11 protein-coding genes are annotated in these 12,496 nt (G+C 73.0%); 5 read left to right on the forward strand and 6 right to left on the reverse strand.

Annotated features, from left to right (window positions below):
- Positions 1-32 precede the first annotated feature (32 nt).
- The 3 genes from OG852_RS26590 to OG852_RS26600 all read right to left on the reverse strand — a co-directional run bounded on the left by OG852_RS26590 (position 33) and on the right by OG852_RS26600 (position 3,153).
- Positions 33-1,622 carry a transporter gene (locus OG852_RS26590; protein ID WP_330349159.1) on the reverse strand — a complete coding sequence of 530 codons (1,590 nt, stop codon included), beginning with the start codon at positions 1,620-1,622 and terminating at the stop codon, positions 33-35.
- A complete protein-coding gene (locus tag OG852_RS26595) occupies positions 1,619-2,395 on the reverse strand; it encodes an ABC transporter ATP-binding protein (protein WP_133912048.1) in 777 nt (258 codons plus the stop codon). Before OG852_RS26595 ends, OG852_RS26590 begins: the two co-directional genes overlap by 4 nt.
- 95 nt (positions 2,396-2,490) lie before the next feature.
- Positions 2,491-3,153: a bifunctional DNA primase/polymerase gene (locus tag OG852_RS26600; RefSeq protein ID WP_330349160.1), complete on the reverse strand. Its 663-nt coding sequence runs from the start codon at positions 3,151-3,153 to the stop codon at positions 2,491-2,493.
- 268 nt (positions 3,154-3,421) lie between these two features.
- On the opposite strand from OG852_RS26600, the gene OG852_RS26605 reads away from it, so the two are divergent.
- Positions 3,422-4,807, forward strand: a complete 1,386-nt coding sequence (locus tag OG852_RS26605) for a transcriptional regulator (protein ID WP_133912050.1) — start codon at positions 3,422-3,424, stop codon at positions 4,805-4,807.
- Between the two features lie 201 nt (positions 4,808-5,008).
- A complete protein-coding gene (locus OG852_RS26610; RefSeq protein ID WP_330349161.1) occupies positions 5,009-6,736 on the forward strand; it encodes a hypothetical protein in 1,728 nt (575 codons plus the stop codon).
- A 43-nt stretch (positions 6,737-6,779) separates the two neighbouring features.
- On the opposite strand, the gene OG852_RS26615 is transcribed toward OG852_RS26610, so the two are convergent.
- The gene (locus OG852_RS26615; protein WP_330349162.1) at positions 6,780-8,114 is read right to left on the reverse strand and encodes an ABC transporter substrate-binding protein; all 1,335 of its coding nucleotides are present in this window, start codon (positions 8,112-8,114) and stop codon (positions 6,780-6,782) included.
- A 118-nt stretch (positions 8,115-8,232) separates the two neighbouring features.
- On the opposite strand from OG852_RS26615, the gene OG852_RS26620 reads away from it, so the two are divergent.
- Together OG852_RS26620 and purU are read left to right on the forward strand one after the other, a co-directional pair.
- Entirely contained in the window at positions 8,233-8,733 is a 501-nt protein-coding gene (locus OG852_RS26620) for an SCO4402 family protein (RefSeq protein ID WP_133912053.1), read from the forward strand.
- Positions 8,734-8,779: 46 nt separating this feature from the next.
- On the forward strand, positions 8,780-9,664 hold the full coding sequence (purU, locus tag OG852_RS26625) for a formyltetrahydrofolate deformylase (protein WP_133912054.1): 885 nt from the start codon (positions 8,780-8,782) through the stop codon (positions 9,662-9,664).
- Between the two features lie 160 nt (positions 9,665-9,824).
- On the opposite strand, the gene OG852_RS26630 is transcribed toward purU, so the two are convergent.
- Together OG852_RS26630 and OG852_RS26635 are read right to left on the reverse strand one after the other, a co-directional pair.
- Positions 9,825-11,099: a maleylpyruvate isomerase N-terminal domain-containing protein gene (locus OG852_RS26630; RefSeq protein ID WP_133912381.1), complete on the reverse strand. Its 1,275-nt coding sequence runs from the start codon at positions 11,097-11,099 to the stop codon at positions 9,825-9,827.
- Positions 11,100-11,179: 80 nt separating this feature from the next.
- Positions 11,180-11,761 (reverse strand): RNA polymerase sigma factor, encoded by a 582-nt coding sequence (locus OG852_RS26635; protein ID WP_133912055.1) that lies wholly within the window; start codon positions 11,759-11,761, stop codon positions 11,180-11,182.
- Positions 11,762-12,111: 350 nt separating this feature from the next.
- On the opposite strand from OG852_RS26635, the gene OG852_RS26640 reads away from it, so the two are divergent.
- Positions 12,112-12,495, forward strand: a complete 384-nt coding sequence (locus OG852_RS26640) for an STAS domain-containing protein (protein ID WP_133912056.1) — start codon at positions 12,112-12,114, stop codon at positions 12,493-12,495.
- The last annotated feature ends 1 nt before the right edge of the window (position 12,496 follow it).

The raw sequence follows: 12,496 nt of genomic DNA on the forward strand, positions 1-12,496 counted from the left end.
AGGAGTGAGCCCCTTACCCCCGCACAACCCGCTCAGCCCTTGCTCACCGCCGCCAGGATCTCCGGCAGCCGGTCCGCCACCCGGGGGGCCGCCAGCCGCAGCCCCAGCAGGGTGATCGCCGTCCCGTACACCGCGCCCACCGGCAGCAGCACCCAACTCCACATCGCGCCGTCCCCCGTGACGTTCAGCCAGATCGTCACCGCGATGACCGGCGCGCACAGCAGGGCCGCCGCGACCATCCCGCCGACGATGGAGATCCAGGCGAGCCCGGTCTGACCGGGAGCCACGTTCTTGTGGCCCTCCTGCGGGATCGAGTAGGGGAAGCGGGCCGACGTCCAGGCACCGGTCGTCAGCATCGCGCCCAGCAGCGCCAGCGACAGCCCCAGCACCTCGGGGAGCCTCGGCCAGTCCCCGAGCAGCGCGGTCGTCACCACGGTCACCAGCGTGGCGTACGGCAGAGTGATCACCAGCAGCGCGAGCGCACGCGCGCGGAGTTCGACGTAGGCGTCCCGCGGCGAGGAGATCGTCAACGCGACCATCCAGAACGCCGAGGTGTCCTGCCCGAACTGGTTGTACATCTGGACCCCGAGCATCCCGGCGGCGAAACAGGCGAAGTAGATCGAGCCGGTGCCCTGCAGCGCGTTGAACACCGGCACGATCAGCCCGATCGCCAGCGAGGTCACCCAGGCCGTCTTCGTCTTCGGATCACGCCAGACATAGCGCAGGCTGCGCTCCATGACGGTCCCGGTCCGTCCGCCCGGCAGCAGCCGCGCCCACCCGGCTCCGCTCGGCCGCTCCCGGGCGTCCCGCTCCGCGGACCACAGCGTCGACCCGTCCGGCGCCGTCATCAGCCGGTCCAGACTCCGCGCCCACACCCAGACGAGCCCCGCCAGCACCGCCACGCCGAGCGCGAGCTGCCCGGCGGCCCTCCCGTACGCCCCCTCGCTCACCGAGTCGACCGCGCCCACCACGGACGCCGGCGGCAGCCACCGCAGTACGTCCGCCACGGGATCGAGCTGCCCCAGCCCGGCCGTCCCCAGCTTCTGCGCCCCGAAGTTGACGACCTGTACGCCCACCGCGATCACCAGCCCGCTCAGCACCGCGAGATCGCGCCCCCTGCGGCTGGACAGCAGCCGGACGTTCGCGGCGGCGACGGCCCGCGCCAGCGCCACGCACACCAGCAGCCCCAGGACGACGGCGACGACCGCGACGACGTACGCCGCCGCCCCGTGCGCGACCGCGACCACCGACCCCACCAGCATCAGCACGGTGAACAGCGGCCCGATCCCGACCAGCGAGGCCGCCAGCAACGCCCGGACCAGCGGACGGGGCCGCAGCGGCAGCATCACCAGCCGCGTCGGATCCAGCGTCTCGTCCCCGCCGGGGAAGAACAGCGGCATCACCGCCCACCCCAGCCCCAGCACCGCCACCAGCAGCACCACCAGCGCGTCGGCGTGCGCATGCCCCCGCAGCGCGATCAGCCCGATCAGCTGCAGCACCGCGAACACCAGCGTGACCACGGCGGACGCCACATACGCGGCCCGCCGCCCACCGGACTGCCGCAGCCCGTTCCGCAGCAGCGACAGCTTCAGCCGTACGACGGTGGCGGTCGGCGCGGTCACCGGAGCGCCCCGCCGCCGCCCAGCCAGTCGAGATCCGACCCGGCGTCCCGCCCCCCGGCGCCGACCAGCTCCAGGAACGCCCTCTGCAGCGAGGGCGCCGACCCGCGCACCTCCTGAAGCGTCCCGTGCGCCCGGATCCGCCCCGCCGCCATCACGGCCACCCAGTCGCACAGCGACTCGACGAGTTCCATCACGTGCGAGGAGAAGACGACGGTGGCGCCGGAGGCGGTGTACCGCTCCAGCACCCCGCGGATGGTCTGCGCCGACACCGGATCGACTCCCTCGAAGGGCTCGTCCAGGAAGAGAACCTCGGGATTGTGCAGCAGCGCGGCGGCGAGCCCGATCTTCTTGCGCATACCGGTCGAGTAGTCGACGACGAGCTTGTGCTGGGCCCCGGCGAGATCGAGGACGTCCAGCAGTTGGGCGGCCCGCCGGTCGACCTCCGCCCCGGGCAGCCCGCGCAGCCGCCCGTTGTACCCCAGCAGCTCCCGCCCCGACAGCCGATCGAACAGCCGCAGCCCCTCCGGCAGCACCCCGATCCGCGCCTTCACCGCCACGGGATCCCGCCACACATCCTGCCCGCCCACCTCGACGGACCCCTGATCGGGCCGCAACAGCCCGGTCACCATGGAGAGCGTGGTCGTCTTCCCGGCCCCGTTGGGCCCGACGAGCCCGATGAACTTCCCGGCCGGCAGATCAAGATCGATCCCGGCCACCGCAACCTGCTGCCCAAACCGCTTCCAGAGCCCACACACGCGCACGGCAGACGTCATACCCGAAGCCTACGGGCGGCTGACCCGCTTTCAGGGGAGCGGGGAACTGCGCGAGGACCCACCACACGCCCGCACCCGACAACGGCGCTGAACGGCTACCGATCCCTGCCGCACGCATAGGCGAGCGGTGAGATCAACTCCTCCGCGTCCGGCAGCCACCGGTTGGCCGCGGTCGGCCGGCAGGCCCACTGCACGGCCCCCCGCGACCCGAACCGCGTGGGCGGAGCGGCCACATACGCCCCCTCGCCGAGGGTCACGAGGTCCAACGACCCCAGGGACCAGCCCAGTTTGCGCACCAGGTCGGGCACCTTGGCCGACGCGCCCGGCAGCACGAAGAACTGCATCCGCCGGTCCGGCGTCAACGTCACCGGGCCCAGCGTCAGTTCCATCCGCTCCATCCGCGCCAGCGCGAGAAACCCGGCCGTCTCCGGAACGGACAGCGCGTCGAACGTACGCCCGGTGGGGAGCAGGATCGAGGCGGACGGCTGCTTCTGCCACATCCGGCGGGCGACGGTCGCACTCCCCGTCGCCTGCGTCGACCAGTCCGACCGCGAGGGATGCGCCCCCGGTGCCGCACACGCCGTGTCGCCGCAGGAGCAGCGCTGCACACCGTCGACGGCTTCCAGCCAGGTGCCGGGGAAGACGTCCCAGTGACGTTCCTCGGCGTAGCGAACAGCTGTCTCGAGCAGCGATTCCCCGCGCTGCTTCGGGATTTGAGTGGCGTCGGCGCCCGCGATGGTCTCTTCCACGATGAGCACAACTCTAGCGGTCACCAGGGGTTACGCACGCCACAATGCGCGGGGGAGGAGCACCGATTCCGCGTCCGGGGCGCATGGGTGCATGCCGGGGGGCGCGTGGAAGGAACGGGCGCGGGAGCGGGTAGGCACGGGTGGGGGCGGGCTTCCGCCGATATCCCGGCAATTCTTGTGCAATCAGCACATGCCTCGCATTTTCACCGTATCCATGGGGCATTGATCTTCTCGGCCGGAACTTTTCGGTGCGGAACTCCACAGGGGGGTAGTGCCAATGGCCGCAAGGCCTCTCGTCGCGCGGCAGCCGAACGAACGGCTGCAGGCGCTCATCCAGGAGGCGGGGTGCTCGAACGCCGGGCTCGCCCGCCGGGTCAACATGTGTGGCGCCGAGCACGGTCTCGACCTGCGCTACGACAAGACGTCCGTGGCCCGTTGGCTGCGCGGACAGCAGCCGCGGGGCCGCGCCCCGGCGATCATCGCCGAGGCTCTGGGCCGCAAGCTCGGCCGTACGGTCACGATCGACGAGATCGGCATGGCCAACGGCAAGAACCTCGCCTCGGGCGTGGGTCTCCAGTTCTCGCCGACGGTACTGGGGGCCATCGAGCAGGTCTGCGAGCTGTGGCGCAGCGACGTGGGCCGGCGCGACTTCCTCTCCGGGTCGTCCGTCGCCGCCTCGGCGCTGGTCGAGCCCAGCCGCGACTGGCTGATCTCGTCGCCCGACGCCCAGGTGGCGCGGTCGGCGGGACCGCGGGTGGGCCTGTCCGACGTGGCGGCCGTGAAGGCGATGACCCAGGCCCTGGTCGACCTGGACCACCAGTACGGCAGCGGGCATGTCCGCCCGGTGGTCGTCCACTACCTCAACAGCGTCGTCTCGGGGCTGCTGGCCGGCTCCTACCGGGAGGCGGTGGGCCGTGAACTCTTCGCCGCGGTGGCCCGGTTGACGGAGCTCGCCGGGTACATGGCCGTCGACACCGGCCAACCGGGCCTGGCCCAGCGGTACTACATCCAGTCCCTGCGGCTCGCCCAGGCGGCGGGCGACCGCGGTTACGGCGGGTACGTCCTCGCCGCGTCCATGAGCCATCTCGCCGCCCAGCTCGGAAACCCGCGCGAGATCGCCCAGTTGGCGCGTGCCGCGCAGGAAGGGGCGCGGGGGCGGGTCACTCCGCGCGCGGAGGCGATGTTCCACGCGGCGGAGGCCCGGGGGCACGCGCTGCTGGGCGACGTACGGTCGGCCCAGCTCGCGGCCGGCCGGGCGGTGTCGGCGCTGGAGGGCGCCGATCCGTCCACGGGCGACGACCCGGCGTGGATCGCGCACTTCGACGAGGCCTATCTGGCCGACGAGTTGGCGCACTGCCACCGCGACCTGGGCCAGGCGGAGGCGGCGGCGCGGTGTGCCGAGCAGTCGCTGGCCGGGCATCCGGAGAGCCGGGCGCGCCGCCGTGCCATCGGGTACGTCCTCCTCGCCACCGCGCAGGTGCAGCAGCGCGAGGTCGAGCAGGCGTGCACCACCGGTCTGAAGGCGGTGGAGCTCCTGGAGAATCTGCGCTCGAACCGGGGCGCGGAGTATCTGGAGGACCTCCAGCAGCGGCTGGAGCCCTTCCGGGAGGAGCCGGTGGTACGGGAGTTCGGGGCGCGGCTGGAGTTGCAGGCCGCGGCGTGAACGGACGGGGCGCCGTTGCGTGAACGTACGGGAAACGGACGGACCCCGTACAGGAGGCGACGGGCACAGCGCGCGGCGCTCCGGATCTGTTACGGACGTCACTGGGAGGCAGATCACGTCCTGAGCTGCGTGGCACGGGGTTCCGGGGACCCGGTAGCGTGAGCCGACGATTCCGACAGTCCCCCGTTCGTAGGAGTCCCGGTGACGCAGAGTGGACAGGGCGAGGAGCCCTCGGCGCGGCCCGCGCGCGAAGGCATCGTGCTGCCCTCCGACGGTGGTGAGCCCCTCATTCCGGGGCTGACGGACGCCGGCGGGCCGCAGCCGGGGCGGCATGCGGGCGGGCAGCCCGGTCCGTACGGGGCTCAGCCGTACGGGCAGCAGCAGCCGCCCGCGCAGCCGCAGCCGCCCGCGCAGCCGCCGTCCGGCGGTCAGACCTGGGGTCAGCCGTGGGGGCCCGACCAGCAGGCGCCGGCGGCGCAGCAGGAGCAGGGCTGGCCGCTGCCCGCGGACCAGCAGTCCCAGCAGTGGGGCGGCGCGCAGCCCGACGCGTGGGGCGCGGGCCCGCTCCCGCCCGAGGGCGCCCCGGCCCCGACGTACGGTCACCACCCGCAGGCGCCGCCGCAGCCGTCGTACGACCAGAGCCCGCAGGACCCCTACGCCTACGGCCGGAACCCGCAGGTGTCGGCCTCCCCGCCGACCTACCCGCCGGGCGGGTCCGGGGTGCCGCTGCCGCCGTTCGCCGACGGCGCCGAGGGGGCCACCCAGTACATCCCGCCGGTCCCGGCGGGTCCGGTCGACGACGGCCGTACCCAGGTGCTGCCGCCCGTGCCCGCCTCCGGGCCCGTGCCGGGCGGCGACGAGGGCGCGACGCAGTACATCCCGCCGGTCCGGCCGGGCGCGCTGCCGCCCGAGACGCCGGGCGAGTCGACGCACTTCCTGGGCACCGCAGGCGGGCACGGCGCGGGCCCGATGCCGGGCGCGGGGCACTCCGACGCCGAGGCCACGCAGTACATATCGCCCGTGCCCGGGCAGGGGTATCCGCCGGCCGGTGCGGGCGCGCAGCCGCCGGCCGGGTTCGAGAACCTCTTCCGCGACGGGCCGGGCGGCGGTCCGGGTGCCGCGCCCCCCGCCGGGGCCACCCAGCAGCTTCCGCGCATCACCGAGCCGGAGACCCCCGGCTACGGCGGCGGCCCCCAGGGCTACGGCGCGGGACCCGCCGCGCGCGCCCCTCAGCCCACCTATGTGCCGCCCGTACGCCCCGACGACCACGGGGACGAGCGGGGCCGCGGCGGCCGTACCGGCTCCCGGCTCCCGCTGTTCGCGGCGATCGGTGTCGCGCTCGCCGTCGTCGGCGTCGGCGCGGGCGCGCTGCTCGGCGGCGGAGGCGGCGACGACGACAAGAGCGACGACGGCAAGACCGTCGCCGCGTCCGCCTCCGCGAGCGAACCGTCGGCCTCCTCCGGCGACGCGGCGAAGCAGCAGGCGACCGCCCTGGACAAGCTGCTCGCGGACAGCGGCAGCAGCCGGGCCAGCGTGATCGCCGCGGTGGCGAACGTGAAGGCGTGCAACAACCTCGACCAGGCCGCCTCGGATCTGCGGGCCGCCGCCGGCCAGCGCACCGGGCTGGTCACGAAGCTGGCCGCGCTCGACGTCGACAAGCTGCCCGACCACGCGGCGCTCACCGGCGCCCTCACCAAGGCGTGGCAGGCGTCCGCGGCCGCCGACAACCACTACGCGGACTGGGCCGACGAGGTCGCCGGCAACAAGCGGAAGGCCTGCAAGAAGGGCGGCGCCCGCACCACGGCCGCCACCGCGCAGGGCAACCGGGAGAGCGGCACCGCGAGCGCCCAGAAGAACCAGGCCGCCGGGCTGTGGAACGCGATCGCCCGGACGTACGGACTGACCCAGCGCCAGCCCACCCAGCTCTGAGCCGGGCGGGCCGCGGCGCGGCGGGGTGCGAGTGCGGCGGGCCTCAGCCGAGGTCCGCGTTCTCCATGGTCTCCGTCACGTCGACGAAGCCCTTCCGCGCGGCCACCAGCCGGCCCTTGCGTACCTGCTGCACGGTCACCTCGGCGTTGGACAGCCGGGGGAAGCCGACGGCGGCGAGCCGGTTGGTGAACTTCCAGCGCAGGGTGGGGGTGAGCCCGCCAGTGGTGAACTTCCCGCCGCCGTTGAGGGCGCCGCGGACCGTGTCGGCGCTCACCTCGCCGTCGCCCAGCGACTCCACGGCCTGCCGGAGCACGTTGTAGGCGATCCAGGTGGTCTGCACACCGGTGTCGGAGGGGTCGATGCTGGTGTCCGAGAAGGCGGACTCGCTGATCACCTTCTTCATCCCGTCCCACCGCTTGTCGCTCGCCACCGGGTACCAGCCGGTGACGTACGCCCCCTCGTACGGGCCGGAGGCGCCGCCGCTGGCGTCGATGACGGTCTGGTCGACGCTGCCCAGCACGCTTCCGGTGTTCACCGAGGGATAGTCCGCGCGGCTGCGGCGGAAGGAGTCCATGAAGGTGCCGTTGCGGTCGCCCAGCGCGGGGACCACACAGCCCTTGCGGCTGCTGCCCGCCGTACCGCCGGTGGCGGCCCGCAGGGCCTTGTCGGCCTGCGCGGAGTACTCGGTGGAGTCCTCCGCGGCCCGCTGGTCCTCGGCCCGGTCGTGGCCGCGCGCCTTCAGGCCCGCGTCCAGCATCGGCGGCAGGGCGTCGCCCGCGATGGTGTCGGGGCGCACGAGCGCCACCGGCCCGGTGCAGGAGTCCGCCAGCATCGTGCCGAGGCCGGCGAGCAGCGCGGGCTGGCCGCCGTTGACCGGGTAGGACAGCGGGCTGGTGAACTCGGGTGTGGTGACGCCGAAGCCGCCGATGTAGGGGATGCCGGCGCCCTCCAGATGCGGGAAGAACGCGTCGGAGTGCTGGCTGTAGGAGCCGACGACGGCGACCGCCTTCTCCTTGACCGCGCGCCGGGCACAGGCCGCCGCGGACACCGCGTCGTTGTGGTCGTTGCAGGTCAGGACGGTGAGCTTATGGCCGCTGATGCCGCCCTTGGCGTTGACCCAGCGGGCGTAGGCACGGGCGAAGGCGGGCATTCCGGGCTTGTTGGTGGCGGCCGTGCCCACCGGCGCCCAGGTCATCACGACGATCGGGTCGTCCCCGGAACCCCCCGTGACTCCGGGGACGACCCCGCATCCGGCGGTCAGCGACGCGACGGCGGTCAGGGCACCCGCCGCGAGGGCGGCCGCTCTGACGTGTCCGGTGCTGCGGAGAAACCTGGGGAGGAAGGTACTTCGCTGGAGCGTGCGTCGCCTGCCGGTCATGAACACGCACCATTCCGTCACATGACCAACCTGGGAGTGACCCACGGTCAACGGGGGGTGACGCGAGGGTGAATTACCGGGGGCGGTGAGGTCCCCGGGACGGGAAAACGTACGATCGATGACCGTGCAAGGTTCGGAGAACTCTTCCCGTCGCGGCCGTCGCTCCTCCACCATGGGCGGCATGCCACTCAACGACATGCCGTGGTGGCGCTGGCGCAGCAATGTGCGCTCCGCGCTGCACATGCTCTCCGACCCGGTGTTCCAGCAGAACGTCTGGCTGTCCGGCGCCGACGGCTACGGCGACGTCACCGACGCCGTCTACCGTCTGGTCGAGGACACCTGGCTCGACAACTGGTCCGCCGAGAAGTACGTCGGCACGATCTTCCGCGACTCGCAGGAGGCGGCCCTCGTCGACAGCGCCGTGCTGCGCGTCCTGCGGATCATGCACCAGGTCGGCCCGGACGCGCCCGTCTCCACCTATGTCTCCCACCCCGGCTGGCCCGAGGCCGTGCACGCGGCACGGGACGCGCACGTCCGGATGGCGGTGGCCGACGGCGAGGACCCGGACGCGCCGCCGCGCACGCTGGAAGTACTGCGGATCATGACGAGGTCCGCGTAGCGGACGGCCTGCCGTCGCGCCCGGTGGACGTGAGACCCTGTGCTGCATGAGTGAGCAGTCCGCCCGAGCCGCGGCGACCCCCGCCGACCAGTACGTCCTCACCCTCTCCTGCCCGGACAAGCAGGGCATCGTGCACGCCGTGTCGAGCTACCTGTTCATGACCGGTTGCAACATCGAGGACAGCCAGCAGTTCGGCGACCACGACACGGGTCTGTTCTTCATGCGCGTCCACTTCTCGGCCGAGTCGCCGCAGACCGTGGACAAGCTGCGCGCGAGCTTCGCGGCGATCGGCGACTCCTTCCACATGGACTGGCAGATCAACCGGGCCGACGAGAAGATGCGCGTCGTCCTGATGGTCAGCAAGTTCGGCCACTGCCTGAACGACCTGCTGTTCCGCGCCCGGATCGGCGCGCTGCCGGTGGAGATCGCGGCGGTGGTGTCCAACCACACCGACTTCGCCGAGCTGGTGGGCTCGTACGACCTTCCCTTCCACCACATCCCGGTGACGAGGGAGACCAAGGCCGAGGCCGAGGCGAAGCTGCTCGAGATCGTGCGGGAGCAGGACGTCGAGCTGGTCGTCCTCGCCCGCTACATGCAGGTGCTCTCGGACGATCTGTGCAAGCAGCTCAGCGGGCGGATCATCAACATCCACCACTCGTTCCTGCCGAGCTTCAAGGGCGCGAAGCCGTACCACCAGGCGCACACACGGGGCGTGAAGCTGATCGGCGCGACGGCGCACTATGTGACCGCCGATCTCGACGAGGGGCCGATCATCGAGCAGGAGGTCGAGCGGGTGGGGCACGACGTCACGCCGGACCAGCTCGTGGCGGTCGGCCGTGACGTGGAGTGCCAGGCGCTGGCGCGGGCCGTGAAGTGGCACGCGGAGCGCAGGATTCTCCTCAACGGGCGCCGGACGGTCGTGTTCGCCTAGGGAGGCGGGGGGTTGCGTCTCGGGGGCGGGTGCGGGTCGTCCGTGGTCGCTCGCGCGGTTCCCGGCGCCCCTGGAACGTCACGCCGGCTGTACAGGGGCGCGGGGAACTGCGCGAACAACCCCCACGCACCCGCACCGGCCGACGGACCCCAACCAGCCCCTACATCCGGCTCAGCGACGCGGCGGCGAACAGCACGTCCCTGATCGCCTCCCGATCCCCCAGCTGCCCCGCCGCAGCCTCCTCCGGCCGCACATGCCCCGCCGCCAGTCGGCAGAACTCCACGTCGTCCAGCGCCACGTGCGCCACCTCGTGATCGGCGGAGCCCACCGCTCCGGGTGAGTCCAGGGGGATCAGCCACTGGCCGCCGCCGTCGCCCTCGATCTCCAGCCGCAGGCTGCGGCCCGGGCTGCCGGCGCTCACCAGATGGCGCGCGGCGCTCGGCGCGGGCGCGGCCAGACCCGCGCGCCGGCGCGCCGCGAGGGCCTGCGGCAGCATCCGCGCCGCCAGGTCGATCATGCCGCGCAGATGGCGGGGCGCGGGCGGCGCGTACGGATAGTCGACCGCCTCCGCGATGTCCTCCGCGTGCACCCAGCACTCGAACGCCCGGTCCAGCATCGCGTCGCGCAGGGGCAGCTCGAAGTCCCCGTACGAGATCGGCAGGGTCCCGGGACCCGCGCCGGTGAAGGAGACCGTGCGCACGAGCGCGTGGCTCTGTTCGCGCCAGGGGCCGCGCACCGAGCGGGTGGGCGGGAAGTGGGAGGCCTCCCAGAACGCCTCGGTGCGCTCGGCCGGGCCGCGCAGCCGGTCGGTCTCGGCCTTGACGTCGTCGCCGAGCGGGTCCTCCAGACCGAGGGCCACCGCGATCAGGCCGTCCACCGCGAGGAGATGGGCGATCACCCCGGCGACGGTGGTCCGGCGGCTGGTCTCGCCGTCGCCGCGGAACCAGCGCAGCCGTACGGGCGCGTGCCACTCGGCGTCGCCGAAGTCCTGGAGCAAAGCGTCCAGTCGCGCGGTCTCGGCGTCGTACGAGGCCGCCCACGCCGGTACCGGTATGCGCGGCGGGCGGAGGTCGAGGCAGGCCTCCAGGACGCGGGTGCGCAGGCCGGGGTCGAGGTCGAGGCTCTCGGGGCGCTGGAGCAGCCCCACCGCCTCGCGCAGCCGCCTGGCCTCGTCCGCGCAGGGGCCGCAGTCGCCGAGGTGGTCCTCGACGGCCGCCGTCTCCTCGGCCGAGCAGGCCGCCAGCGCCCATGCCCCCAGCAGGGACTTCAGTACGGGGTGCTCCAGCCGGAGCGGTTCCGTGACGGTGGGCGCCTCCAGCGCGGGCAGCGGCAGCCCGCTGTCCTCGACGGAGGCCCGGGGGAGCGGGATCCGGGGCGGACGCGCCGTGGCGCCCTCGGGGGGCGCGGGGCGGTCGGCGGTGCCGTCGTCCGCGATGTCGCCGTTCGTGGCCGGGAACTCCTTCTCCTCGTCGTCCTCGCTCTCGCCGTCGTACGCCTCGAATCCGTCCGTGCCGCTCACGCCGCACCCCCGTATTCGGGCGGGACCCCGGGGGAGGGGGCGTCGTGGGCGGTGGACAGCAGTTGCAGGCCGAGGCGGAGCCGACGGCGGGCCTCGTCCTCGGTGACGCCCAGGTCGGCCGCGGTCTGGCGGTAGTCGCGGCGCTGGAAGTAGGCCAGCTCCAGGGCGGCGCGCAGCGGGGTGGGCATGGCCTGGACGATGTAGTCGGCGCGGGCGGCGACCGAGGCGTGCCGCACCGTGTGCTCCAGGTCGTCGGCGGTGCCGGGGCCGCCCTCGGCCAGCGCGGCGGTCCCGGCGGCGCGCAGCCGCTGCACGGCGAGCCGGTGGGTCAACGCGGCGATCCAGGTGCGCAGGGGGCTCTGCCGGGGGTCGTAGGCGTCGGGGTGCTGCCAGACATGGACGAACACCTCACGGGTGACACAGTCGGCCGCGTGTTCGTCTTTGAGCACACGATGGGCGAGGCCGTGCACGAGCGAAGCGAAACGGTCGTAGAGCTCACCGAGGGCGGCCGCCTCACCGCGCGCGAGTCGCTGCTGCATCCTGCGGTCCCAGCGGGGCGGTGCGTCCTTCTTCGCCATGCGGCCCCCTCACCCGTGCCCGTGTCCCGGCCCAGCCTGCGTCCACCGTCACCTCGAATGTAGTCGGCACGTACGACAACGCACGCCCCTTTGTTTCAATGTGCGCCCCTGAGCGGCCGGGCGATGGTATAGGGCGGCGCCTACCCCGACTCATCCTGACCAATCAGGATCAAGTGTGTTCTGTTTCTGATTGGTGTGGACCGATGCAGATCGAACAGGACTGGATACGACGGAATCAAGCCTCTACCCCCGCGTAGCTGTTTTTCGCCAGGTGTTTCGGGGCAACGCCGCTGGGCAGCCGCGCTGCAAGGAAGCGTAGGGACGGCTTCCGTTTACGGCGAGGGAAAGGCGTGGTGGTGGCCTTCAAAGTGACCGGCGGCGAGCGGGGCGGTTGGGCCGTGCTCCAGGTGTCGGGCGAACTGGACCTGGTGACGTCGCCGCTGCTGCGACAGCGGGTGCACGACGAGGTGGCCGAGGGCCGCCACAGCCTCGTCCTGGACCTCTCCGAGGTGTACTTCTGCGACTCCAGCGGCGTCGGCGTGCTCATCGCGGCCCGTAGGCTCATCCGCTCCTGCCGGGGCCGGCTGCGGCTGATCCTGCCCGCGCGCGGGGCCGCGGAGGACTCCCACGTCAACCGCGTCCTGGGCGCGCTCGGCGTGCGGCGCCTCTTCGACGTGTACGGCGACCTCGCGGAGGCCGTGGCCGAGGACGGCCCGGAGCCGCTGTCGGCGTGAG

This window comes from Streptomyces sp. NBC_00582, assembly GCF_036345155.1.
In the GTDB taxonomy this organism is placed as follows: domain Bacteria; phylum Actinomycetota; class Actinomycetes; order Streptomycetales; family Streptomycetaceae; genus Streptomyces.

What these genes read in the sequence shown, in the direction of transcription:
- OG852_RS26595 (WP_133912048.1), bottom strand. Translation starts at nt 2,395, where the DNA reads ATGACGTCTGCCGTGCGCGTGTGTGGGCTCTGGAAGCGGTTTGGGCAG.
- OG852_RS26605 (WP_133912050.1), top strand. Translation starts at nt 3,422, where the DNA reads ATGGCCGCAAGGCCTCTCGTCGCGCGGCAGCCGAACGAACGGCTGCAG.
- OG852_RS26615 (WP_330349162.1), bottom strand. Translation starts at nt 8,114, where the DNA reads ATGACCGGCAGGCGACGCACGCTCCAGCGAAGTACCTTCCTCCCCAGG.
- OG852_RS26620 (WP_133912053.1), top strand. Translation starts at nt 8,233, where the DNA reads ATGACCGTGCAAGGTTCGGAGAACTCTTCCCGTCGCGGCCGTCGCTCC.
- purU (WP_133912054.1), top strand. Translation starts at nt 8,780, where the DNA reads ATGAGTGAGCAGTCCGCCCGAGCCGCGGCGACCCCCGCCGACCAGTAC.
- OG852_RS26635 (WP_133912055.1), bottom strand. Translation starts at nt 11,761, where the DNA reads ATGGCGAAGAAGGACGCACCGCCCCGCTGGGACCGCAGGATGCAGCAG.